Source organism: Ectobacillus panaciterrae DSM 19096, assembly GCF_000430785.1.
Taxonomy (GTDB): domain Bacteria; phylum Bacillota; class Bacilli; order Bacillales; family Bacillaceae_G; genus Ectobacillus; species Ectobacillus panaciterrae.
Map to the genome: position 1 here is coordinate 1 of NZ_AUMR01000066.1, position 25,984 is coordinate 25,984.

A 25,984-nucleotide genomic window follows, 5' to 3' on the forward strand; every position below is an offset into this window, starting at 1 on the left:
AGCCGTAGCCTCCATAACCACCATAATACATAACTTTATCACTCCTTTTAAAAGGGGTAAAACCATCTGAAGAATGTACGGATAATCCATAATATGTTTTTAGGCATACATTGAGCTAGTTCAACGCAAAAAGGGCGCTTCTTTCGAAGGCCCTTCGTTTTATTTACCGAACCAACGCTTCCACCATGGCACTTTAGCGAGTTCTGGTGCAAACATAATGTGAATTTGAAAAAACTAACTGGATTCTTAACGAAATGCTATTTTATGCTGTTAATCCAAACAGTTGATGGATACAATTCACTTGATTTAGTACCGGGTCATTCATTTCAATTACATATTCATCACCGTACTCCAAAGAATTTCCCACTGTGACGTACATTTCGTTATCAGACCAAATTAATACATATTCGATTTCGCCGCTTGTTTCATTATGTTGCACTTGAAAAGAATCAGAATACGTAGCCAACTGATTAGCTACAGGATATAAAGTCGGAATCGTCTTAGCAAAAACATGTTAATTAAATTACTACAATATGGAGAATATTAACCACCATATAATCGGAAATACACTCCACAAAATCAATTGTAAATACCTCTTCTTCGCGAAAGTAATCCAACCCATAATAATTGAAACGATTACAAACACTGGGTAACTTGTTACAAAAATAGTTACCCCTGATACTTCACCAGTAAATGACATTACCCAACCTATGAACCATAACATTACTGATAATAACGCTACAATCTGGATAATGATTAACCAAATCATTGATCCAATTTTAAACCCTTTCCTTTGACTCCCCATCGATTTCCCTCCCTGCTGCCTTCATTTATATCTATACTTGTTATATTCTACATCCGTTAGAAAAAGTAACAATACCTTTTAAAGAATAAGGAGTAGTTTATTCAAGTTCATAATGAACCTCTAAGTCCTTTCGAGTTCCAGAAATGATTTTGACCGCCCACATCTTCGCTAAGTGTTGACTGACCTAGAGCAAGTGCTATAGAAAGTCATTTTATAGTGGCTAAAATCAAATACAAGAGTTTTTAGGTGTCTTAAAATTGATTTAGGTGTTTTTGAGTGGTTCAGCTGAGGAGTATGGCTGGCTCAAGGGTTTAAGCAAGTGAACCAGTCGCTTAGTTGGAGTCACTTTTATTTTTGGCTGAATCATAAAGAAAAATTACTTTTTGCCGCCTCAATATTAAAACAAAGAAAAGAGAAATAAAGTATCCAGCAAAAGAGCTGGATAAAAATAAGAGGTCCTGTCAAACTTAAATTATGAAGTATGCCTCAAAATAAGCGATAAACATAATTAAAAACTCAATTATTTCCGATACTAGAGAGGGTGAGATGATGAGGAAAAGTCTGTTTACTAGTGGGGAAGAAGTAAATATCAGAGCGTCCGGTGAATCAGTAACAATCTTTAAATGTCAGTATGTAAAAAACATGAAAAGGTACGCTTACATTGTCAATGAATATCCAAAAACCTTTTTCTTTGAAGAAGAATTAACGAAAGAGCAATAACAATTAATCATCATTGCTTATGGAGAAGTAAAGATTTTACTGCAGATGCCTTTGGTAGAAGATATAATCGTTTAAACTTGAAAAAATATTGGTATTCAAAGGAAAAACCTCCTTTATGTCGAAGATAATAGATAAAGGGGATGACCCAATGAATAAAGCTGAATTATTAAAAGATCTACACAATGCCAGTCGAGGTAATTTGTTTTCAATAGAGATTCCTAAGGCTACAAAAGAAGATGAAAAAAAGATTGAAGAATTGGTTGGAGAATTAGAAAGAGAAGGAAAAATCAAATTAAGAGAATGTGTACAGCGAGAATACTCAGTTTATTTACATGGAATAATGAAGTATGCATCCGAATAATCGGGTGCTTTTTTATTGGGGTGAAGCACAAGAGGACATCTGAGTTCTTCAACTAATCTGCTCCGTTGAACAAGAAAATCAACATCATTCTTGAACAGAGCCTTTATTTTAAATGATTTTATATTTCTAATCTGAATCCAAGGATTCAAAACCGATTAACGCCTTAGCTCATTAACGCCACACAATGGAGTATTACTGTAAGTAATACTTGCACTAATCGGGAACATGTCTCACAAGGATCAAACCCTTGGTGGTATGTGCCCGATTAATGACCAAGGGTGGAATTGAATCGGGTCTCTGTCCTTCTGAGGTGTAAACTCCAAAGGTCAAGCTCAATCGAGCACTCTATCGGGTTTGTCTTAGGACGTGCTCGATTGATTACCCGAAATAAAAAAGACGTCTGTACGATAGTTCTTCTCTACATAGGTTCTACATATGGTGTAGTGAAGGGAGTGGTACATATGAAAAATATCTTAGGCCCATACAAAAAGTACATCAATTTGGAGACAGACGAAAAGATATGGTATAATCCCGAGACTGTCTTCTTGGAAGAAGAAAATGGGTTTATTTACTCTGTACAAGAAGTGAACAAATATTTCAGTGAATCAGGAAATTTTCACTACCTTTTATTCCATACACTCTATGGGAGAAATGCGTTAAATTTTACATCTCGGGATTATGACCAAATCAAGGAACAAATTGATATTGATAATAACGATGTTATCATAGATGATTTTCGCCCAAGAAGACGTGTAGTTGATGATATTGATTTGTTTGTAGTATCTAAAGATTTCTATATCAAAAACAGTCGGCCCTTATGAGTCGGCTGTTTCTTTTATTAAATCAACATTGAAGGGAGCGTAAATATTTTGTGTAAATGGGGTTCCAGCTAAATTACAGCACCCGGCTTTACATGGAGTGGCAGGTATGATAGGCTGGCGAGCCAGGCGATGCCTTGTCTTTTCAAAGGGATCGCCCAATCGCCAAGCATCATGCCTGCAGAGGCTCCATGTCAAGCCGGACTTCACAAACATCAGGAAAAGAGTTCAATCTCTAATCTGTCCCCAAAATAGATTGCGAGTTGCGATATACATTCTTTCCAGCTTCGCAGAGGCATAGTCCACTTCTTCGAAATTTCCATGGTAGCTAAGTAGATAATCTTACGAAGAGCGTCATCAGATGGATAAGCTGTCTTCGTTTTCGTGACTTTTCTAAGCTGTCTATGATAGCCCTCAATCGTATTGGTTGTATAAATCAGCTTGCGAATCTCAGCAGGATAGCTGAAGTAAGACGTGAGTTCCAGCCAGTTGTTCTCCCAAGAACGGACGACGAGAGGATACTTTGTGCTCCACTTATCCCGAAAGTCAGAGAAGGCAAGCTCCGCCTCTTCTAGTGTAAGAGCTTGGTACACACGCTTCAAGTCGACCATCATCACCTTCTGATCTGTAAACGTGACATACTTCATAGAGTTCCGGATTTGATGAATGACACAGAGTTGAATATTCGTCTGTGGGAATACAGAAAGAATGGCCTCAGAGAAGCCAGAAAGCCCATCCTTACAGGCGATCAGGATGTCTTCGACTCCTCGATTCTTCAAGTCTGTGCACACGCCAAGCCAGAAGCTGGCACTCTCATTCTCACCAATCCAAATGCCCAATATCTCCTTGTGACCCGACACACTAATGGCCCAGTACACTATAAGCAGCCTTACTGATGATGCGGTTCTCCTTGCGTACCTTAAAGTGAATGGCGTCAAGAAAGACAATTGGATAGACACGGTCTAATGGACGGGACTGCCACTCGATAATAGACGGCATAATCTTATCGGTCACCTTACTAACTAGAGTTGGAGACACATCAATCCCGTAGAGATCTTTCATGTGATCCTCAATATCCCGCGTGGACATACCTTTAGAGTAGAGAGCGATAATTTGATCCTCCACGCCATTGACAGTGGTCTCATACTTCTTGATGATGTGAGGCTCATACTCACCGTTACGATCTCTGGGAACCTGTAAATCTGTGTTACCAAACTTCGTTTTCACAGTCTTCTTACTGTGTCAGTTACGGCTATTGCCCGTACGCTTGCCTTCGCTACTATGCTTCTGATAGCCTAAGTGGTCTTCCATTTCAGCCTCGAACACCTGTTGAATCGTGTCCTTAAACAAGTTCTTCATCATCTCTTGAATGTCTTCTACTGTCCGGCAATCCTTTGCCAAATCCTCAATCAATTGCTTTCTTGCGTTTTGCATAAACGACCATCTCCTTTAGTAGTCAGTTTAGCCATTTACACAAAACTTTTTACATTCTCTGGCCTAATCCTGGAAATGGAAAGTGGCAAACAAATAACAAAGCTGACGTATCTTTGGCGGTTTGTAAAAATTTCTTTCTTGTTTCTAATCCTATTTCTGGTGACATCTCTACCGCAATGTGTGAATCTAGGTGTCTTAAATTAAGTGGATCATTTAGAATATCAGAGGCTACCATTAAAACTTGTCCTTCAGAACAAATAGTAAGAGAAAGATTTCCTACTGTATGACCAGGAGAGTGGATAAGATGGATACCTGGAATGAGCTCCGTATCCGATTCAATTAGACATACCTTTTCTCTTAATGGTATCAACTTTTTGTATTCGTCTGATTCAGGATTTTTTGTCCATTGCTCCCATTCGGCTTTTCTAATAACATATTGTGCGTTAGGGAAGCAAGGAACTCCATTCTCTGAAACACCTCCAATATGATCCATGTGTCCGTGAGTAATTACAACTATATCTATATCTTCTGAGGGGATACCTTGTGTTTTTAGATTTGGAATTAATTTACCTGCTTCTGGTACACTATTTGTTCCAAACCCTGTATCCACTAAAATTAACCGGCTTCCTGTATCAATTAATAAGAAGTTGAGCGGAGCACCGAACATTGAGGGAAACTGTTTGATTATTTCCTCTGGGGTATTTGCAAAAAAGAACTCTCGCGATACAGGGAAGACTCCATCCGAAATCGCAAGCATGTTAAACTTCCCACATGTAAAACGGTATGTTTGTCGATTCATATTTCGCTCTCCCTACTCTTTATATCGTAATACGTTACTTCTAGATTAAATTACGGGGAATACTATTCCTCCTACGTACCATTAGAACGAATCAGTCAGTGTAACAAACTCACCACTATGTATATCGAGAGAAATATCTTCTAAAATGGTTTCATTTCCATACTTAAATTGAACCTGATTCATGGATATGAGCTTCATGAAATACTCCTTGTCCTTTCTTTAGGTGTAAGCAGAAAAAGTGCGTTTTACATAATTGTAAAACGCACTACTACTGCTATTGCATAACAGATTGTTTTAATGCATCTAAGTTCTGCTTCATGTAGCTAATATAGTCTTGTCCTTTTGCTTGTTCTTCTTTCGTAATTCCTTCAATTGGGCTTAATACGACTGTTTTTGCTCCCGTTTCATCCGCAAGGGTTTTTGCTACTTTTGGAGAAGCCACTTCCTCAAAATAAATAATCTTAATATTGTTGTCTTTCACATACTTTTGAAGTTCCGCTAATTTGGCTGGACTTGGTTCCTGATCAGGAGAAAGACCAGCAATTGGAACTTGAGTAAGACCATATTCTTTTGCTAAGTATCCAAATGCCGCATGCTGTGTCACAAATTCTTTACGTTTTGCATTACCAAGTGTTGTTCTAAATTGGTTATCTAAATCTTTTAGCTTTACAGTAAATTGATCTGCATTTTTTTCGTAGTCTTGTTTATGAGCTTGATCTACTTCTATAACTGCTTGCTTAATATTTTCTACTTCTTTTTGGGCTAACACTGGATCTAACCATACATGAGGATCCATCGGATGCTCTTGTGTCTTATCAGTATGCTTATCTCCTTCTTCCTCTGCAATTCCTTCCATAAGTGAAATACCCTTACTTGCATCTACCACTTTTATTTTTTTACTATCAAGGCTTTTTAGCACTTTAGGAACCCATGTTTCCATGGAGTCACTATTGTATACAAACACATCGGCATTTTCAATTTTAGCAATATCTTTTGGGGATGGTTCAAAATCGTGTGGTTCTGCCCCCGCAGGAACTAACACATCTACTTTCCCGTTGGATCCAACCACATTTTTGGTAAAGTCGTACATAGGGTAAAATGTTGTTACGACCTTAAGAGACCCATCTTGTTTTTTATTGCTTTTTGACTCATCTTGTTTAGAGCAGCCCACAATAGCAGTCGAAAGGGCCAAAGCAGTTACTAATGCACCATATTTCCATATTTTCATAATTTACTCATTCTCCTTTTTACAAATATGAAGTTTAATATAAATAATAATATTTACGATTTACGAAAAAAATACTACCACCTTTTAATTTCATTCGTCAATCATCAATATTCATATGATTCTTTCCCGCCAAAGGAGAGGGGAGATACCTTTTTCATCTTCTATCAATCCAAAAAGTCACTTATTGTAAAGGAAATTGAGATGTATAGGCATTTTGAATGTGAGTAATATCTACATCTCTTCCAATTAAAACAATGCAGGGTTCCACGGTTTGCTCTTGAGGGGAATTACCAATGTACACTTGATTGGAACTATATTGAAATGGATAAATACCTTGTCCTTCTTTTAATGATATATATCCTTTTCCTCTCACTATACCTTCTGGTAAGGACGTTAACCATTTTTTAAATTGTCTCCTAGATATTGAAGGAACATCTTGAATTGTAATAGTTTTAATCCCATTGTGATGAACATGATGATGTGTATGATCATGTTCATGTGTATGATCATGATTACAGGAGTGATGATGTGAATGTACAATCGCATTTGCTCGCTTTTGTAACAATTCTTCTACATTTACACTTCCATAAGAAGTTTCCATCACTTGTGTGTCTGCGTCTATAACTTTCGCAAGCTTAGTCTGTACCTTCTGTAATTGTCTTTCATTAACTAAGTCTACTTTATTCAGTACAACTACAGTAGCACCTGTAATTTGATTTTTAAGTAAATCACGAACAGTTTTAAACGTAAAAATACTCTGATTTTCTAAATAATTGCTTGCATCAACAACACTAATAATAGATTGAATATCAAACGAATGAACAAGGGGCGGGCTAGCTATCGCTTCTACGATTTCTAATGGATTAGCAACACCTGTTCCCTCAATAAATAGAACATCAATAGGGTTTTTAACATGTGAATCTAAAAGGGAAGTTAATGTTGTTCTTAAGTCCTCTTGGATCGTACAACAAATACATCCATTTAATAGCTCAAATACGTCCTCCTCTCCAAATAAATGTGTCTCAACATTAACGCTCCCTAGTTCGTTCAGTACAATGGCAGGTTTCATGTTCTTAGCTTTACAATACTCCAGAATATGAGTTAATAGTGTTGTTTTCCCACTCCCCAAAAAACCTGAGATGATATAAACGGGTATCTTCTTCATATTTCTCCTCCTAAAATGGAAATAATCAAAGCGTAGTCATTTCGATTTAAATTATAACAAGTATATAGTCATAGATACATACTGTATACTGACACTGTCTTATGAAAACATCGTACTAATTGTAAGAAAGATTTCTCGTATTATAGGGGACAGCCTATCTGATAAGACAAGTAGAGTGTACCTGCTTCGTCTTTTTTGTTCGGTATACCGAAAATAATGACAGAACGGATGCCCAATTGTACAACTTCTCTCATCTCCTCTTCTAAATGGGCAAGAGACAGCTGGTACACACCCGGCATAGAGTCAACAGGCCTTCGCTGTTGTTCACCTTCTCTTACAAATATCGGGTAAATCAAGTCTTCATTATGAAGATGTGTTTCTTGCACAAGTGCTCTCATGGCATCGCTGCTGCGAAGCCTACGGTGTCTTTGGAATGTGAAAGTGTTCATAAAATGGGCTCCTGTTCATAGATATAGTAATAAAACGTAATGATTACGTTTTATTACTAAAAGGTACCTTATATAAGGAAGGAATGTCAATGGGCTTGGGAGATTATTATGTAATATTAAAAGAACAAATTTGTTTTGCAGGAGTTTTTCATTTACGAATAGAAAACTATCATCTACAATATAAATCGTAATGATTACGTTTTTTTTAGGAGGGGTTATAATGAAGCACATACCGGTAACTGTATTAAGTGGCTATCTAGGTGCTGGAAAAACTACAATTTTGAATCACGTATTACATAATAGGGAAGACATGAAGGTAGCTGTCATTGTTAACGATATGAGTGAAATTAATGTGGACGCGGATTTAGTGAGACAAGGTGGCGGGCTGACTCGTACAGAAGAAAAACTGGTGGAAATGTCAAATGGGTGTATTTGCTGCACGCTTCGAGAGGATTTGCTGCTTGAAGTGGAGAAGCTGGCGCTTGCCGGAAATGTTGACTATATTCTGATTGAATCAACCGGCATCAGTGAACCGATTCCAGTCGCCCAAACATTCTCTTATATCGATGAAGAACTTGGTATTGATCTGACGCGCTTCTGTAGGCTGGATACGATGGTGACTGTAGTAGATGCGAATCGCTTTTGGCATGACTTCCGTTCCGGTGACAGCTTGCTCGATAGAAAGGAGGCACTTAGCGAAGAAGATACGAGAGAAGTAGCTGATTTGCTTTTGGATCAAATTGAATTTTGTAATGTGCTGATTTTGAACAAATGCGATTTGGTTCCGGAGAAAGATCTTATAAAGCTGGAAAAGGTATTGCAAGCACTTCAGCCGGAAGCGAAGCTCATTCGGACAGTGAAGGGGCAAGTCGATCCTAAAGAAATCTTGAATACAGGCCGCTTTGATTTTGAAAAAGCAAGTGCATCCGCAGGCTGGCTGAAGGAGATGTTGAACGGTCATCAAAATCATACACCGGAAACAGAAGAATACGGTATCTCTTCTTTTGTATATAAGCGCAGACTTCCTTTCCATTCCGAGAGATTTCATGATTGGATGAAGTCTATGCCTGAAAATATTGTGCGCGCAAAGGGGCTTGCTTGGTGCGTGACAAGGAATAACATGGCCTTGCTCATGTCTCAAGCCGGTCCTTCGGTTACAATCGAGCCGATTTCCTATTGGGTAGCCTCCCTTCCGAAAGCAGAACAGACAGAGGTGATACGTTCAAATCCGGAAGTGTTGGATAATTGGGATCCGGAATTTGGAGACCGCCAAACGAAGCTCGTGTTTATCGGTACGAGTTTAGATCCGAAAGCTGTCTCAGCCGAACTTGACCGTTGTTTGCTTACCGCCGAGGAATACGATCAAGATTGGGATTCGCTTCCCGATCCTTTTAGATGGGGGATTCCGGTCAGATAAGCATATATTAGGACACGGATGTGTACTTCGAGGGGAGAAGACGATATGATTGCCAAAACAAAAAGCGGCTATGATTATATTGAGCTATGGAAAGAGCTTATGAGGAACCACGAGGGAGTCATACCGGAGCGAATGAAGGATGACCGAGCCGAAGAGGCGTTTTGGGCTTCTGTAGCGGAAAAGAAGAAACAGCACAAGGTTGATCCATATGCACAGGTCGTTCAATGGGGCTTCTTTCGCTACTTGACAACGACGATCACGTATTGGAAATCGGACCGGGATGGGGGAATTATACGTTTGCTATCGGGAATAAGGTTCGAAAGCTGACGTACGTGGACAGCTCGGAAAGCATTTTGCGATTCTTGGAATTGCAAGCCGCCACAAAAAATATTCAAAATATAAAACTGGAGCACGGAAAGTGGGAAGAGTGAGGCGTACCTGAAAAGTATGACGTCGTGTTCGGATTCAATTGTTATTACCGCATTCATGATATTGGAACGGCTTTACGAAAAATGAACGATTCGGCAACTCGTTTAGTGATTGCCGGAATGACGACGGGTCCGGAGAAGCCGCATTATATGGAGTTGCATCGAATGGGGTATAAGATCAATCTAAGGCGCCGGGACTATATCCATATATTGAACGTGCTGTATCAGCTCGGTATCATGGCGAATTGCAAAATAATCAAACTACAAAGCAAGAAGAGCTACTCTTCCTATGAAGAATTGATTCGGGGCAATACTACAAAGATTTTGGATACGCAGTATGGTGGCTATGAAGTGGAAGCGGTTATCAATAAATATATATCAGAAAAGAAAGGCATATATGAGTATGTCTATCCGTTTCATGCTGCTTTAATATATTGGAATCCAGTATGTATATAAAGAGGAATGGAAGCCTAGGAACTTTTTATCCTGGGCTTCCATCTTAATGGTATAGCTACAAATCTATAATGTATTTAATGTACAATTAAAATGTATATACTTCCAAATGTTTCTTAGAATTAAGCTACAGATTAGAAATGATATAAGGGGTCATTTGTAAGTTTTAAAATATTGTTTATTGTATTGTAACGATTTCTACTGGACAATGGTCATCACAATGACCATTGTGAACATGATGTAATCTTCCATTTACTAAATAATCCATATGATCGCCATGAGGAACCATTTCATGTCCACAATCGTTTTCATGGTTACAACCGCAAGCAATAGGTTTACATTCATCAGGGTTGGTTTCGCTAACTGGAATCTTACATTCAGTGAAGTGACCTTCATGTTCATGGTGAAGATGACCATCGTGAACATAATCAATATGGTCGTCATGTCGAATTTTGGTATGACCACAGGCAATACTGTGACGGTGTTTATGTTCTCCTGTATCGATAGTGTATTCCATTTCCGAGATACCTTCCAACTTATTCGCCTCTACAGTATGGCCTTAAAAGCATCAAAAAAACTTTTTATTTCATTTTAAATATTACGGCCAGTTAATGAAACAATCAGACTTTTTTATAAATGATCAAACTATTTATTAAATCTACATCAGTATATTAAGAATGCTGTGATGAAACTGTATAGATTCATTAACACTTGCAGTTCCTTGACTTCTAAAGTCAAAAAAATGCCATTACAAATTTGTAATGGCACAACGTCTGGAGATATAAAATAAAACGTAATTGTTACGTTTTATTTTATCGTAGCTTTATTATACCAATTACTTGTAACTTGTCAACCTATCTATAATCTTTGCATGTCAGGTTAGTCATCATGAGAGACAGATAGTATGGATCTTACAGAAAAAATGTTATAATACAAAACGTAATTATTACGTTTAGTAAATGATGATAATATGAACAAGGTGGAGAGTCATGAGAAAAATTCCTATTTATATACTGTCTGGATTTTTAGGAAGTGGAAAAACAACTTTATTAAAGCAACTCATTCAAGAAGAGCAACGAAAGAATAAGAGGATTGGGGTTATTATGAATGAGATTGGTAAAATCTCAATTGATTCCAACGAAATTCCAGCCGAAATCCCATTATGTGAGTTATTAAACGGTTGTATCTGTTGTAGCATTAGGGGGAGATTGGAGACACAATTATTGTCATTTATCCAAGAACATTCTTTAGATGCCATTTATATTGAATGTACGGGAGTAGCACACCCTATTGAAGTGTTAGAAGCTTGTACATCTCCTTTGCTCGTCCATGAAATGTATGTAAAGAACATTATAACTGTAGTAGATTCGTTACGTTGGAAAGAACGTACGAGGATGAACTTACGAATGCAGAAGTTATTAGTGGAGCAGGTGAAATACGGAAACATAATAGTTCTAAATAAAACAGAAGAATTAAAAATAAAGGAAACGCAACAGATAATAGAAGACATATTACATATCAATTCAGATGCCTATATCCGTACTGTGAATTCTGAAGGGGATATGGATGCTCTTCTTATTAACAACACGAGATCTGTTACGGTTCAAGAACACGAAACATGCCATTCACAAAATGATTTACACATTAAAACCTTCGTATATGATTTTAATTACGCGGTACAGAAGGAAACATTTGAGAACTGGCTTTCTACATTACCTTCAACTATTTACCGTATCAAGGGATATATACAGTTTTATCAAGATCCAAACGTATATCTATTTCAGTATTCTTATCGAATGCCTGAGTACATTAAGCAACCTATGGAGTTTCGAAAAACACTCGTATTCATTGGGGAACAACTAAAAAAAGATGAGATAAGAAAAGAACTGGCACAGATGGAATATATGTGTTCTAAACAAGAACGTTTGCAAGCTATGTTAAATGTTTGAACACTTTCCTAAACTACACATCCTATTGAATAGAAATAAAAGATACTGTACTTAAATAGAAAAATAAATTAACCTTTTGCTATATCTTTTGTATGATAAGAATTAAATGATAATTATTACGATTTATTTTGGTTGTAAATGAATATAAATTTTACTATTAGTAATAATGTATGATATAAATCGTAATAATTGCGTTTTGAAAGGAGGTGTCTATTATGAGCACATGGGATTTTTCTCGCACGAAACAGCATGTCTTACTTTGTAACGGAAGTAGTTGTATGCGTACGGGGGCAGAAGATGTTACACAACGTATCCGTGCAGAGTTAACAGAACGAAATTTGGATGATGTCATTCATACATCACGCACTCGATGTAATGGACGTTGCAAAGATGCTTGTGTAGTTGTGGTGTATCCACAGGGAGCTTGGTACAAGGATATGGAACAAGCAGATGTAAAAAAGTTTGTAGACTGTTTAGTAGAGAATCAGGTATACACAGATATGCTGACCCACCGATATAATGGGAAACACTTCATGGCAGAACCTGATACAGTGAAAGGAACACTAAAAGCAGATGTAGCTGTAAAGATTAACAAATAAGGGATGGGGAGGAATCATGCTTAACGATTTATATCGGCAGACCATTATAGATCATAATAAACAGCGACGAAACCACTATGAGCTACAAGGAGAAGATGTTATAAAAGTTCATTATAAGAATCCTACTTGTGGAGACGTTATGACTCTATATACGAGGCTTGAGAATAATATGATTAAAGATATTTCATTCCTAGGAGAGGGATGTAGTATTAGTATGGCTTCTTCTTCTATGATGACAGAACTTATAAAAGGGAAATCTCTTGAGGATGTAGCGAGCCTACGGATTAATGCAGAAAAACTAATTCGAACAGGAGAAACAGCGGGTTTAGATTTAGGAGATTGGCTTTCCCTAGAGGGTGTTCATAAATTAAGAGCTAGACATAACTGTGCGCTTATGCCGTGGCAAGCGTATGATAAAATGCTTAAAACTTTGAATAGAATGGAGTAGATAAAGGTGAAAAATCAATCATTGATTCCGGTTACAATCTTAACAGGATTCTTAGGAGCTGGTAAGACAACGTTACTAAATTACATCCTATCTGAGCAGCATGACCAAAAAATTGCAGTTATCGTGAATGAGTTTGGCGAGATTGGAATTGATAATCAACTTATAGTAGGGGCAGATGAAGAAATTTTCGAAATGAATAACGGATGTATTTGCTGTACAGTCCGTGGAGACTTAATTCGTATACTTAAACAGCTCTATAGCGCAAGGAAAGAAGGAAAAGTATCGTTTGACCGTGTTGTTATTGAAACAACAGGCTTAGCTGATCCAGGTCCAGTTGCTCAAACCTTCCTAGTAGAACCAACTATCCAGCAGCATTACTATGTGAATGCCATTGTGACTGTAATTGATGCCTTACACATTAGTGATCAGTTAGATCGCGACCATGAGGCACAAGAACAAGTCGCATTTGCAGACGTTTTATTGTTAAATAAAACAGATTTGGTTTCTGCTAGTACATTGCAGGCTGTAGAACAACGTCTACGTAATATGAATGCTACTGCAACTGTGATTCGTATGAAAAACTGTAAAGTCGATCTGAAACAAATCCTTGAAATCGATACTTTTGATGTAGATGTAAAGCTACAAGTAAACCCTCACCTGTTAGATACAGAGGGGCATCATCACCATCATGATGATGCTGTTTCATCTATTGTGTTACGGGAAGAAAGACCTTTAGATTTAAGAAAATTAGATCGATGGATGGGTTATCTTGTACAAGAAATGGGTCCAGATTTATATCGCTATAAAGGAATTTTGCACGTGGCAGGGGAAAAACGTCGAGTGGTGTTCCAAGGTCTCCATATGTTATTTGCGGGTCATGTAGAGCGAGAATGGAAAGAGAATGAAAATAAGATAAGTGAGCTCGTTTTTATTGGAAAAAACCTTGATCGGGATTGGTTCCAAAAGCAGTTTACAAACTGTATTGCAGGAGAATCTCAATCGAAATCTGTTTCATGAGGAGATATAAACCTTTTATAGAAAAAGACATCACCCAAAGAATAGCTAGGCAAGCGCTGTTATTAAAGACGGTTTGCTAATGATCTATACAATTAGTATACAAAAACTATAACAGAAAGGATGAAATCTTATTGGCTAAAAAATCAAAGATTGCAAAAGAGAAAAAGCGGCAAGAGCTGGTAGCAAAATATGCAGAGTTGAGAAGAGAGCTAAAAGAAAAAGGAGATTACGAAGCATTACGAAAATTACCACGAGATTCATCTCCCACACGCTTACGTAACCGCTGTGAGATAACTGGGAGACCTAGAGGAAACTTGCGAAAGTTTAAAATGTCTCGAATTAAATTTAGAGAACTTGCATATAAAGGACAAATACCGGGGTGAAAAAATCAAGTTGGTAAGAGGGGAACCATAAGGTTCTCTATTTGTTTAAAGGAACAACTATAAGTGTAATAACAAAATAAATGATTCTATTGCAAAGATTTTATACGCATAGAAAGAGTTGAAAAAATTCCTAGTGGAATCCGCTTTTTACTCTGAAAACGATTGTGATGGATGAACTTCGCTTAATTTTAGACAGGTTGCTCCCTTTGAGAAGCTCATCCTTGTTTTCAATTTATTTCACGTCAATTCGTAACGTCAATTTTTTGCACTTTTTTTATCTCTCTTTTCATACAGCTATTACACTATCTTACCTAATCACTCGAATCAAATATAAACATTATAAATATCTCATTGTAGAACAAGATCATCGGTTCTAGTGCAAGAAATCTATCAAACTTGAACATACCATTACTCTAAAAAAGGTAAATAATCAGTATGGCAAATGAAAATATATTTAAGTGGACACATTACCATGCTAAAGTCATTTTATTAACGGCGACCGTTTTTATCATTTCACTATAACATACTTATCACTTACTATAAGATAATGCTATGATGAATTTGTACTATCACGCGCCATCAACCTTAGATTTAACAAGACGGCCAACATAGTCATTGTTTGGTGTTGCCGCTGCATCACGTTCAATACGGATATATGCTGATTAATTACTGGTAGGAGTTTTCTTTTTATTAAAAATTCGAAAAATACAATTTCCGCCTTCATTCACCTTGTGTACTAAATTTTGTGATTTTATACATAGGAGGATTAAAAATGAAAGGATTGAAAACAATAACTACAGGACTTTTAGTAGCCGGTTTACTAGTCGGCTGTTCTGAAGCTTCTACTGTTGAAGTAAAAGATAAAACAGCGGAACAAAAAACAGTTAAAAAGAACATAAAAGAGAGTGATGTTGGTACTCGTTTTAATCCAGTACAAAAGGGACACTCTAAAACGTTTGATGACCGAATTATTGATGAAGAGTCATCTAAATCCTACAAAGCTAAAATAGAAGTTTCTGTGAAACAGGTTTTACGAGGACAACAGGCATGGGATATTATTCATAAGGAGAGCGAATTGAATAAAGTCCCGCAAGATGGTATGGAGTATGCCCTTGTTAAATTAGAGGTAAAAGTCGTGGATGCTGATATTATAGGCTTCTCATATCGTACAGCTGACATTCTGAACGTAGAATTTGTTTCTTTGGACGGAAAAGTATACAGAGAGGACACCAAACATCATCCAATAATTCCTACACCTCTAAATAATGATATCTTTAAAGGTGCTGAAGCTCAAGGATACGTAGTTCAATACGTAAAACAAGGCGACGACTTTAAGATTGTATATAAAACGAATGGAATGAAAAAGGTTTATTTCAATTCTAAATAAACCAGATAGCCGCCCCATGATATTATTCCTCCCGAGTTAACAATACGGCTCTTTCTTTTTACTGTCTACTCAGGAGGGATAATAGGGCTTATGCACCAAGGGTTATATCCTTAACGTACAAAATTCGTGTTTAGAGGTTTCTTCCCCTTCTAGTAAATGTTTTGTACTAGAACCTTATTTTCAACATTGATATGCCTGCTTAACTTAAAACTTTGCATACACATATGGTGTTTTCGGAGGAGTAATTTTTTTAATTGTAGCAGCTTTTATAATAGGTGATAAAGTATTCTTCTCGGTTGTTTTATCCAAAACACCCGTGGCCGTAACCCATTCTCCATCTTTTAGAGAGGATACTCCATTACCGGTTGCCAATATCCCCCATACTGAGGCATCTGCCACACAGCAGGTAATTCCATATCTTGCAATAAAAATTTCATTTTGACTAAAATCTTTTTCTCTATGAACAAATCCAGTAAGCACAATGTTTTTTCCTTTAAATCCTTCGACATTCGCCAAAATCATTTGCATTATGGGCATATAATCATCATCATCTACATGAATTGTATTCATGCTCATCAATTTTTTTTGTAATTCATCATAATACTCTCCTGGAGATTGCTGAATAGCAGAAGCCGACTGTCCTCCCGTATCTGTCAACGATTGAGTTGTAGTGGAATTAACTGCATCCTGCGTTGGTTGGCCTCCTGCGTTCTGTGTTGGCTGTCCTCCTGCATCCTGTGTCGGTTGCCTTCCTGCGTTCTGTGTTGGCTGTCCTCCTGCATCCTGTGTCGGTTGCCTTCCTGCGTTCTGTGTTGGCTGTTCTTCTGCATTCTGCGTTAGCTGTCCTCCTGCTAAATTCACTCCGCGTTTCGCAGCGATGCTTGCATCAATTGTATGATCCGAAAACAGGAACGCTGTAACAATTGGAATAAGAAAGAGAGAATAAAACAATAGGGACCCCTTTTTAGTGCGGGGAAGAGAATGATCATGATCACTGCATCCACACCCGGATTTTTCTTTTTCACTGCTTCTCCATATTTGTACGATACCTAATAATGTCACAACAGAGAATGTAAAATAGATAAATTTCACCATTTTAGGAGCAATAAAGTTCTCAATATGTCCTGTTACAAGTAATTTAAGCAGCAGCATTCCAAAACCGATTAAAATAATCCCGCGAATGTACATATGAAACGATTGTGTTTCTTTCTGGCCCATACTCTTCTCTCCTCCCTCATCGTATCCCTATGAAAAGAATAGGAACATATACAACGGAAAGATATACAACTGCTACAACAATACAAATAAATCCTATAACAAACCCCTTTTTAAAATAAGCAAATAACATAAGGGTGTTTTTGAAATCAATCATTGGTCCAAACACCAAAAATGCCAGCAAAGAAGGGACGGAAAATGTATGACTTAAAGAGGAAGCTATGAAAGCATCAGCTTCTGAACAAATTGAAAGAACGTATCCAAAACCCATCATGACAAGCGGAGATAGATGGATATCTGAAGCAATTCCCATCAGGAAACTACGATCAAAAAACGTTTGAAAGAGACTAGCGACAAAGGCACCTATAAGTAAAAACTTCCCCGTATCAAAAAATTCATCGCTGGCATGATACAATGTTTCTTGCCAGCGGCTTCTATGAACATGGTGAGTTCCATGATGGTGTTTTTCCGGTTTCTTGCTTTCACGTAATACATCCCTGTTTCCGTATAGAAAATAAACGATAAGTCCGATAACTACAGATACAAAACCTGCAAGTCCCAAGCGATAGTAGGTCATGCTGGGAAATGTTGAAAATGCATAGTACGTTGAGGCAAACACAACAGGATTAATAATAGGTGTACTTACTAAAACAACCATTCCAACATGAAGAGGCATTCCTTTTTTAATAAGCCGCCTTACAATAGGTACAATGGCACACTCACAGACGGGAAAAATAAGTCCTATAAGTGCTGCTGGAATAATGGCAAGAAGATAATTTTTGGGAAACACTTTTTTTAAAGTATCCTCTGAAATAAATGTTTGGATAAAGGCTGAAATAAATACACCAATTAACACAAACGGAATGGCTTCAAAAAAAATGCTTAAAAAAATTGTATTTACATTTAACCAACTTTTCGGAATGACACTTTTCAAATGAGTAAGATTTATAGAATCAATAAAGAAAAAAAGAAATATAAAAAGTGCTATCAATAACAATCCAACTACTTCCTTTGAAATGCGTGACAAAGGCACTGTAATTCTCCTCCTTGTTGTATGATCTATCTGCAAACTAAAACACTCTTGATACTCCCAGTTCTAAAGGGGCAAGCTGTTCGGTATCAGTGAGATTCTTGAGTGATGAAATCAAAAGGGCATTTCTGCTATTGGAGTATGACCCCAAGATTAGAATGTGCCATCACAGGTACATAACGAATATTCATCGCACCTGCTCTGTTTCAATGTGATTTAAATCCACATTCGCAAAAATATTTTCGGCCTTGTGCTTTATTCCTTTTAGAAAAGCTTGGACACAGGATGTTAGTTGAAGAACAGAGGATTTTTTAACAACTTTTTTAATACCGTTCGGAATTTCGAACGGTATTATGTCTATTTAGAGTATTAAAATTAAATTATCTTATTGTAAGTGAATAAGCGCCATCCTTTTCAAGTATTCTTCTGCAAGAATAGCATGTTTTTTGTTTTAGGAGTAGCCTATTTCTTTAGATTGATAGGCATGGGTTACGGCCACATGCCCATCAAGCGAAGGAAAAATCATATCCTCAAAACAAGAAAAACACTATTCTTTTTGTAGAATCCATATGAAAGGATGGCGTTTTTTAATGAATCTTTCCATCTCTGATGAACTTCACCTTTTTTCACAGGAATTACACCGATATATGTCATCACAAGCTCTAGAACAGCTAAACTACCGATAACACTGATTATGTAAAGTACAGCTGGCGTAAGCCAGCTTTTTGTTTTCCCTCTACTTTTTTGCGGGAGGAGAGATGAATATATTAGAAACTGAACTAATGTAGCAATACCAATGTCTTAGAGCACTTTTTATACTTATTAAATTTGATAAAAATAAAAAGCACTCATAAGAGTGCTCACTCAGTCTGATGACCTTTTTCATCTTCGTGTTTGTTATCGCTTCTTACGCAATGCAGTAAGTAACGCCGCTAAGGATAATACAGCTGACACAATAGATAAGATAAGAGATGTTGGTTGTGTTCCTGTTGAAGCAGGCTTGACTCCAGTATCTTTCTTTTCAGCTGTTGTATGGTCCATGTGGTCTGCACCATGTTCATTTACAGATGGAGCTGCCACAATTTCTGTAATAGAATGCGGGGTTTTTGCCCCTTCGTCGCCTGTCCACTCTACAATAGAACCATCTTTATAGTATTGGTACGCATTCCAAGCAATAGTTCCTGCTTTATCTGGGTTTGCGGCCACAAATGTGAACTGCTGAAATTGTCCAGGCAAAATCCCTTCGCCAGATGCCGTCCAAGTAACCGCTGTGACCTTGCCATCACTGCTTTTTTCTGTACTCACCGTCCATCCAGATATGGGTTCGTATGCTTGAAATTCTACGCCAGAAGGCATTTTTACAGTGACTTTTGTTGTTGGTACATCCTTTTCAACAGGGACTTTCATAGTATAGGTTTCCTCTTCTTGAGTTGTAGAAGTACTCGGCTTTACAACTACATGCGCACTTGCAATTCCTGTACACAACAAGACACCTGCAAAGGCTGATACTGCAATTTGAGTTGCTTTTTTAAAGATAGTTTTCATTTTCCTTACTCCTTTACTATAAACGTGAGTATTCCGAATCTGACTCTGCGATTATAAATCAAATAATCATTCCTCCATGCAACATCTTATCTCTAGTTTTTGCACAAAGGAAACTACCTAAACCTCTTTCCCATATTACACATAAATTGCGTTGAAATTGTGAAGAAATGTGAAAGAATATGTGATTCCCTCTTATTTCAGAGCATGTCTGACTATATCTTCCTTTAAATTGCAAATAACTTCAAAAATATCTCACTCTTCTTTCACAAATGTAGGATACACTAAGAATCAGCTTTATACTTAAAGATTATTAGTGTAGAGGAAAATGGAGATGTACGAAAGAGGAGGACAATGAGTATGAGTTTACAACAAGAGAGGCCAGACTATACAAAAGAACCTACCGTCAAACAGGAATTATCAAAGGTACAGTCACTCTATCGTGCAGTTTGGCGTTGGCATTTCTATGCAGGTATTGTATTTGCGCCATTTGTTATTTTGTTAGCGATTACAGGTATTATCTATTTATTTAAACCACAGATTGAAAATGTGATATACAAAGATTACTACTATGTACAAGCACAGCAAAAACAGTTAACTACGGAACAACAAATTGAAGCGGTTAAGAAAAAATACTCTGATGCTTCTGTAACACGGTATAAACCATCTTTTGAAGCAGATCGTTCTTCAGAAGTCGGAATCGCTGGAAAAGCTGGCATGATGACGGTATTTGTGAATCCCTATAACGGAAAAATACTCGGCGATTTAAAAAATGATGAGAAATTTATGAATGAGGTAGAAAGTCTGCACGGGAAGCTCATGATTGGAACAACAGGTGATCGTATTGTAGAAATGGCAGCTTGCTGGGCGATGATTCTACTTATCACAGGATTATACCTCTGGTGGCCACGTAATAAGAAAGATATATTTGGCACACTAATCCCAAGGCTTTCAAAAGGAAAACGTATCATGTTAAGAGACCTACATGCTGTTCCGGCTTTTTGGTTCTCATTATTTGTCTCCATTTTCATCTTAACAGGGCTTCCATGGTCCGGGTTATGGGGAGGTTTAATCAATCGTGTAGCAACAGCAACACAAACAGGTTATCCAACAGGACTATGGGATGGAAATGTACCACAATCTACGGTTCCATCTAAAGATGTTGCAAAGGTTCCCTGGGCTGCTGAGAATCTGCCTGTTCCAGAGTCAAATCAATCAGGCGTTTCTCCTTTAGCTGTTGCACAAATTATGAAAATAGCAGATGAAAATAAAGTAGGGAAAGGATACTCTATTACCTTTCCAAAAGGAGAAAAAGGCGTATACACAGTAGCTGTTTCTCCTGATAAACCAGAAGGACAAGCAACTCTGCATATTGATCAATATAGCGGGAAAGTGCTGGCAGATTTACGTTTTAAGGATTACGGAATTCTGGCAAAAGCAATTTCTATCGGGGTGGCATTACATGAAGGGCGTTACTTTGGCCTAGCAAATCAATTGTTAGATCTCATTATCTGTCTTGGCTTAATTGGTATTTCTTTGACAGGTATTATGATGTGGTGGAAACGTAAACCATCCGGTACATTAGGAGCTCCTTCTTTGCCTAAAAACTTTAGATTATTGAAGGGTGTAACGATCTTAATTATTATCCTAGGTATTATATTCCCACTAGTCGGAGCTTCTTTTCTCGTTGTTCTTGCTTTAGATTGGCTGATAATTAAACGAATTCCAGTAGTAAAGCAATGGATAGGATAATTGATATTTATATATCGTGGTAATTTAATTAACACTGAAACCGTCGATAATCTAGATTATATATCTTCAGTAAAAAAAGCAGGCGTGTTTATATAACACGCCCGCTTTTTTAGATGCTTTATAGGGGAATAAAACATCCTAAAGGGTTTGTTTGAAACATATATCGCGATCGCTAAGCTGTACAAACATAGAAGGAAGGGTATGTACAGTCCGGAAGCCACGCTCGTTTCTAATTTCATCATACTTTATAAATGTGTGTTTTTTTTAATACAATTGTGAAAAAATCTTCATGAATGTTTATTTTTTTACATACTTACTTCCGATAACACTGATTATGTAACCTACGTCAACGATGTAGGTTTTTTGGTTCTGTTAAAGAATGTTATTCATTTTCTTCTTAACTAACAAGTGCGATACTTTAATAAGACATCTAAGAATCCTTCGTTTGTGGAGTGGGCTAATTAGCTCACTCTTTTTTTATTAAAAGCACCTTCAACCAATTGGTTACTGGATAATCACATCAAGATAAATAAAATGATTGTTTAAAATTGTACTTAAACTCAGTTCTTCAAGATACTCAAATTCAGGTGTCTTTTTAATTTAAGAAAAAATTAATTTTTGAAGTTTATAATAATTCTGTTAATTAAATTCTTACAATTAACCTGGTTTTGAAAAAAGATGTCGAGTGATATTTAATTGTTTAAGAATTTGAAGGGGGGTAAACAAGAACTAAAAATTGAATAACGTCGAAAAACAAGCCTAGGTTACTACGTAAACGGAGGGAAGGGTTATGGAAAATACAGTACGTGAAGTAGTCGAAGAAGTGGGTAATAAAAAGACCGATCTGCACAAAAGGCCAGTAGTATGGAAAATTGGAATTGGCAGTGTGGTTGTGGCAGGAGCACTCGTATTGGCGGGCATCCCCTATTATCAAACAACCCGATTTAATTCTCATATCACAATTAATGGCACAAACGTCGGTGGACTGACTGCTAACCAAGCATTACAAAAGTTAGGATCATCTGTATTAAAAAACGAGGTCTATGTTGGTCAAGAAAAAATTTTCGATGGAAAAGATACGAAAATGGGATTTACGAATAATGATTTATCTAGCGTGAAGAAATTATTAAAAAGCCAAGAGACCTTTTGGCCTTCCTCAAAGGTAAGAAATTATTCCTTGACACCAAGCAAAGTGGATCCATATCAAAGCGAAACGATGAAAAATGAAATAGAAAAAAAACTCCTACTTATGAATAGGAGTTTAAAAGCACCCCAAGATGCAGAGGCCCATTTGGAAAAGGGCAAAATTGTAATTTCCGAAGGTATTAATGGAAATCAATATGATGTCCCTAGAATGGTAAAAGATTATGAGAAACAGGAATACAAAAGTGTAATCCATCTGAATACCGAATACATACAGCCTGTTAAAGAAAACAGTCCGATTGTGCAAAAAGAAGAGAAAACACTGCAAGAACTTCTTCAACGAATGGTTAGTTATACGGTACAGAACCAAGTGTATTCTTTAAAAGGCAGCGATTTAATTAAAAATGCATCAGTAACAAAAAATGGACAGGTTACGATTGATCCGAGCGATATTAAAAACGAGATTGCTAAAATTAATGGTTCTCAATCAACATTAAATAAAAATTTCCAATTTAAGACCCATTCAGGTTCAGTCATTACCGTAAAAGGACAAACTTATGGTTGGGCTCTTGATGTTGAAAAAGAAATAAATCAGATTCAGGATGCCTTTGAAAAAGGTCAAAATTCAATCGTTGCCTCTAATGTTTATGGGAATGGTTGGAACAATGTTGCCATCGGCTTTAACAACACAACGAACAATGGAATCGGCGACACATATGCAGAAGTATCCATTCAAGAACAACGGATTTGGCTTTATAGAAATGGTCAAATGGTACTCACAACCAATGTAGTGACGGGTAGACATGACGTTGGTGAAGATACACATCCAGGAGTATGGTATATTTTGTATAAACAATCGCCGTCCATACTAGTGGGCAGCGAAGTTGGAATGGCCCACTATAGAGTTCCAGTGAATTATTGGGCTCCTTTTACAAATGATGGGGAAGGTTTTCATGATGCAAACTGGCGGACAAACTGGGCCAACAATGCCTACCTTACTCAAGGTTCAGGCGGATGTGTCAACACCCAATCAAGTGTGATGAAATCTGTATATGATAATCTCAGCACGTACGAACCTGTTGTTGTTTATTGAGGAATAGCAACATTCCCTTTATCAATGCGTTCTTCCTAAAGGGGTAGCGCCCCACATCCATCAAGTGAATTCAATCAGTCCCAGGAGATAACCAAAGCCTTAGGTATGCCTAAATCAAACCTGCAATCAGCTCTGGATAATGATTCTTTAAGGGACGTGATTTATTAAAGATTGCCGAATCACTCGGTAATTAGGTGAAAATACAACAGGTGGAGCTCAAATGAAAAAGGATGGCCCAAAAACTGGACTATCCTTATTCTTTATACAGGTGTATTGACAATTTCATTAATGGACATTAATTTTTGTTCAAAGGGCAATAAAGTTATATTTGTCAGTTTGCTCGGTAAAACCAATACTTCTTGTTCATTTCGTTCGTTTGAATAGTCCAATATGTGCTTAACTTCAATTTCAGCTCTCACAACATGTCAGCAATTACATTCTCCTATTGCTCTATAGGGGTAAACCCCAGCGATTTTAAAATTTAAAGTCCAACTAAAAGCTTCTTTATAAAGAATGCTGTGTTCTGTCCCGCCTCGAAAAATCGTTATCTTTTCATTACGAGCGATTTCTTTGGGTAACTCAATATGTCTACACGCTGAGATCACATTATTGTGGTCCCTATTTTTACTTTGTGTAAATGAACGAATGAAATAGTAAAACAGGCAACATAAATCAATTTAGGTAGCCTTTCATATTGTTCCTTTATACTGTTCAGAAAGTTATTATTAAACAAACAAGGAACTCAATAAAGGTCGGGTTCTTTTTTACTGGTTTGGAATGTTTCAAAAACTGTACCTTTATAGACATATAAAATCATGACGGAAACATAGTTTGTTGTTTAAAACAATAAAAAGGACACCAAAGGCGTCTCGTGTTGTTGAAAAAAGTCGATTATCATATTGAACTGCACCCTAATTGTTAGACACAACTAACAATTGGAGGTGCAGTTTTTTATGGCAAAATTTTCTCCAGAAGAAAAAATACAGGCAGTAAGACAATATTTAAATGGTAATGAAGGAATAAAAACAATTGCTAAATCTATAGGTGTTCATCCTAGTGCACTTCATCAATGGATTAAACAATATAAGATCTTCGGTGAAGATGCCTTTGAAAAACGCTATACATCCTACCCTGCACAGTTTAAACTAGATGTACTCAATTATATGAACGAACACGGGACATCTATTAGGGAAACAGCGGCGATTTTCAATATTCCATCCTATGAAACACTTCGACAATGGAAAGTTGCTTATGAAACAGAAGGATATGATGCCCTACAGTCAACGAAGAAGGGGCGTCCATCCATGAAAAATAAAAATAGTAATACAAAGAAAAATCAAGCACCTGTTCCAGAGTCAATAGAGGCATTACAGGCGGAAAATGAACGTTTACGTATGGAAGTTGCATATCTAAAAAAGTTGAATGCCTTAGTTCAAAACAAGGAAAAATCACCAAACAAGACAAAGCACAAGTAATCTATGAATTAAGGCTTGAGTTTCCGGTGAAAGCTCTTATACAAATCGCAGACATTCCACGTAGCACGTATTATTATTGGGTGAAAAACATCGGTAACCCTGACCCTGATGCAGAACTAAAAGTATGGATTCAATCCATTTTTGATGAACATGAAGGTCGGTTTGGTTACCGTCGTATTCGTGATGAACTTAGAAATCGCGGACACAAAGTAAATCATAAAAAAGTACAACGTATCATGAAAGATCTGGGACTAAAATGTCTTGTCCGCATGAAAAAATATCGCTCTTACAAAGGAACCGTTGGGAAGATTGCACCAAATATTTTAGATCGCGATTTTAAAGCTGAAAAACCGAATGAGAAATGGGTTACGGATATTACGGAGTTTAAATTATTTGGAGAAAAGCTATATGTATCGCCAATACTGGACTTGTTTAATGGAGAAATCATTACATATACAATCGGTTCAAGACCAACCTATTCACTCGTTTCAACGATGTTAGATCAGGCTATTGAACGCTTAACAGACGTAGATACCCTCCTTATTCATTCTGATCAAGGCTGGCATTATCAAATGAAACAATACCGTCATACCCTAAGAGAACATGGCATTACGCAAAGTATGTCCCGTCGAGGGAACTGTTACGATAACGCTGTTATTGAAAATTTCTTTGGTATCATGAAATCGGAACTTCTTTATCTAAAGGAATTTGAAAGTGTAGAACACTTTAAGCAAGAACTAGAAAAATATATAGAATACTATAATCACAAACGAATCAAGATCAAATTAAAGGGCATGAGCCCGGTTCAATACCGAGTTCATGCCCAACATGCCGCTTAACGAAATAACCTGTCTAACTTTATGGGGTCACTTCA

The 25,984-nt window shown here is 37.1% G+C and carries 22 protein-coding genes and 3 pseudogenes; 15 read left to right on the top strand and 10 right to left on the bottom strand.

Translation table 11 applies throughout. From position 1 onward, the window contains the following. Positions 1-262: 262 nt before the first annotated feature. Positions 263-496, bottom strand: a complete 234-nt coding sequence (locus H540_RS0115800; protein WP_155891040.1) for a DUF2848 family protein — start codon at positions 494-496, stop codon at positions 263-265. Positions 497-1,351: 855 nt separating this feature from the next. On the opposite strand from H540_RS0115800, the gene H540_RS33270 reads away from it, so the two are divergent. The 3 genes from H540_RS33270 to H540_RS0115820 all read left to right on the top strand — a co-directional run bounded on the left by H540_RS33270 (position 1,352) and on the right by H540_RS0115820 (position 2,707). After that, positions 1,352-1,525, top strand: a complete 174-nt coding sequence (locus H540_RS33270; RefSeq protein WP_155891041.1) for a hypothetical protein — start codon at positions 1,352-1,354, stop codon at positions 1,523-1,525. A 148-nt stretch (positions 1,526-1,673) separates the two neighbouring features. After that, positions 1,674-1,886, top strand: a complete 213-nt coding sequence (locus tag H540_RS0115815) for a hypothetical protein (protein ID WP_028401492.1) — start codon at positions 1,674-1,676, stop codon at positions 1,884-1,886. A gap of 461 nt (positions 1,887-2,347) precedes the next feature. Next, positions 2,348-2,707: a hypothetical protein gene (locus H540_RS0115820; protein WP_028401493.1), complete on the top strand. Its 360-nt coding sequence runs from the start codon at positions 2,348-2,350 to the stop codon at positions 2,705-2,707. Positions 2,708-2,919: 212 nt separating this feature from the next. Here H540_RS0115820 and H540_RS29900 read toward each other — a convergent pair. The 5 genes and pseudogenes from H540_RS29900 to H540_RS0115850 all read right to left on the bottom strand — a co-directional run. Continuing rightward, positions 2,920-4,138: pseudogene (locus tag H540_RS29900) on the bottom strand (IS256 family transposase). A 49-nt stretch (positions 4,139-4,187) separates the two neighbouring features. Continuing rightward, positions 4,188-4,937, bottom strand: coding sequence for an MBL fold metallo-hydrolase (locus H540_RS31450; RefSeq protein WP_051317138.1), 750 nt, complete (start codon positions 4,935-4,937; stop codon positions 4,188-4,190). A gap of 274 nt (positions 4,938-5,211) precedes the next feature. Beyond that, positions 5,212-6,165, bottom strand: coding sequence for a metal ABC transporter substrate-binding protein (locus H540_RS0115840; protein ID WP_028401494.1), 954 nt, complete (start codon positions 6,163-6,165; stop codon positions 5,212-5,214). A 181-nt stretch (positions 6,166-6,346) separates the two neighbouring features. Further along, positions 6,347-7,330: a CobW family GTP-binding protein gene (locus tag H540_RS0115845; RefSeq protein WP_028401495.1), complete on the bottom strand. Its 984-nt coding sequence runs from the start codon at positions 7,328-7,330 to the stop codon at positions 6,347-6,349. Positions 7,331-7,506: 176 nt separating this feature from the next. Next, positions 7,507-7,779 (bottom strand): annotated as a pseudogene (locus tag H540_RS0115850) (porphobilinogen synthase); the annotation flags it as partial. Between the two features lie 220 nt (positions 7,780-7,999). On the opposite strand from H540_RS0115850, the gene H540_RS0115855 reads away from it, so the two are divergent. The 3 genes from H540_RS0115855 to H540_RS34685 all read left to right on the top strand — a co-directional run bounded on the left by H540_RS0115855 (position 8,000) and on the right by H540_RS34685 (position 10,080). Then, a complete protein-coding gene (locus H540_RS0115855) occupies positions 8,000-9,196 on the top strand; it encodes a GTP-binding protein (protein WP_028401497.1) in 1,197 nt (398 codons plus the stop codon). Between the two features lie 45 nt (positions 9,197-9,241). Beyond that, a complete protein-coding gene (locus tag H540_RS34675; protein ID WP_245592262.1) occupies positions 9,242-9,523 on the top strand; it encodes a hypothetical protein in 282 nt (93 codons plus the stop codon). A 128-nt stretch (positions 9,524-9,651) separates the two neighbouring features. After that, the gene (locus H540_RS34685) at positions 9,652-10,080 is read left to right on the top strand and encodes a hypothetical protein (protein ID WP_245592259.1); all 429 of its coding nucleotides are present in this window, start codon (positions 9,652-9,654) and stop codon (positions 10,078-10,080) included. 175 nt (positions 10,081-10,255) lie between these two features. Here the strand turns inward: H540_RS34685 and H540_RS32185 are convergent, their stop codons facing one another. Continuing rightward, the gene (locus H540_RS32185) at positions 10,256-10,594 is read right to left on the bottom strand and encodes a hypothetical protein (protein ID WP_081415164.1); all 339 of its coding nucleotides are present in this window, start codon (positions 10,592-10,594) and stop codon (positions 10,256-10,258) included. A 472-nt stretch (positions 10,595-11,066) separates the two neighbouring features. Between H540_RS32185 and H540_RS29915 the strand changes: the two genes are divergently transcribed. From H540_RS29915 to H540_RS29920, 6 genes and pseudogenes are all read left to right on the top strand, one after another. Next, entirely contained in the window at positions 11,067-12,026 is a 960-nt protein-coding gene (locus H540_RS29915) for a CobW family GTP-binding protein (RefSeq protein ID WP_034671164.1), read from the top strand. Between the two features lie 215 nt (positions 12,027-12,241). After that, positions 12,242-12,625 (top strand): (2Fe-2S) ferredoxin domain-containing protein, encoded by a 384-nt coding sequence (locus tag H540_RS0115875; RefSeq protein ID WP_028401499.1) that lies wholly within the window; start codon positions 12,242-12,244, stop codon positions 12,623-12,625. A gap of 16 nt (positions 12,626-12,641) precedes the next feature. Beyond that, positions 12,642-13,073, top strand: a complete 432-nt coding sequence (gene sufU / locus H540_RS0115880; RefSeq protein WP_028401500.1) for a Fe-S cluster assembly sulfur transfer protein SufU — start codon at positions 12,642-12,644, stop codon at positions 13,071-13,073. Between the two features lie 21 nt (positions 13,074-13,094). Beyond that, on the top strand, positions 13,095-14,090 hold the full coding sequence (locus H540_RS0115885; RefSeq protein ID WP_028401501.1) for a CobW family GTP-binding protein: 996 nt from the start codon (positions 13,095-13,097) through the stop codon (positions 14,088-14,090). A gap of 131 nt (positions 14,091-14,221) precedes the next feature. Further along, positions 14,222-14,490, top strand: a pseudogene (gene rpsN / locus H540_RS0115890) (30S ribosomal protein S14). Positions 14,491-15,245: 755 nt separating this feature from the next. Then, positions 15,246-15,860, top strand: coding sequence for a hypothetical protein (locus H540_RS29920; protein WP_051317139.1), 615 nt, complete (start codon positions 15,246-15,248; stop codon positions 15,858-15,860). A 204-nt stretch (positions 15,861-16,064) separates the two neighbouring features. Here the strand turns inward: H540_RS29920 and H540_RS0115900 are convergent, their stop codons facing one another. The 3 genes from H540_RS0115900 to H540_RS0115910 form a co-directional block, all read right to left on the bottom strand. Further along, on the bottom strand, positions 16,065-17,078 hold the full coding sequence (locus H540_RS0115900) for a TIGR03943 family putative permease subunit (RefSeq protein ID WP_028401503.1): 1,014 nt from the start codon (positions 17,076-17,078) through the stop codon (positions 16,065-16,067). Between the two features lie 16 nt (positions 17,079-17,094). After that, complete coding sequence (locus H540_RS0115905) at positions 17,095-18,108, bottom strand: permease (protein ID WP_034671167.1); 1,014 nt, start codon at positions 18,106-18,108, stop codon at positions 17,095-17,097. Positions 18,109-19,002: 894 nt separating this feature from the next. After that, the gene (locus H540_RS0115910; RefSeq protein ID WP_028401505.1) at positions 19,003-19,650 is read right to left on the bottom strand and encodes a YcnI family copper-binding membrane protein; all 648 of its coding nucleotides are present in this window, start codon (positions 19,648-19,650) and stop codon (positions 19,003-19,005) included. Positions 19,651-20,007: 357 nt separating this feature from the next. Between H540_RS0115910 and H540_RS0115915 the strand changes: the two genes are divergently transcribed. The 3 genes from H540_RS0115915 (at position 20,008) to H540_RS32190 (ending at position 25,949) form a co-directional block, all read left to right on the top strand. Then, a complete protein-coding gene (locus H540_RS0115915) occupies positions 20,008-21,399 on the top strand; it encodes a PepSY-associated TM helix domain-containing protein (protein ID WP_028401506.1) in 1,392 nt (463 codons plus the stop codon). Between the two features lie 790 nt (positions 21,400-22,189). Beyond that, the gene (locus H540_RS0115920) at positions 22,190-23,635 is read left to right on the top strand and encodes a L,D-transpeptidase family protein (protein WP_028401507.1); all 1,446 of its coding nucleotides are present in this window, start codon (positions 22,190-22,192) and stop codon (positions 23,633-23,635) included. A 953-nt stretch (positions 23,636-24,588) separates the two neighbouring features. Next, positions 24,589-25,949, top strand: a protein-coding gene (locus tag H540_RS32190; RefSeq protein ID WP_155891042.1) for an IS3 family transposase whose coding sequence is annotated in 2 segments (ribosomal slippage) — positions 24,589-25,045 and positions 25,045-25,949 — 1,362 coding nt in all. Because the reading frame shifts where the segments join, the coding sequence is not laid out codon by codon here. Positions 25,950-25,984: the final 35 nt, after the last annotated feature.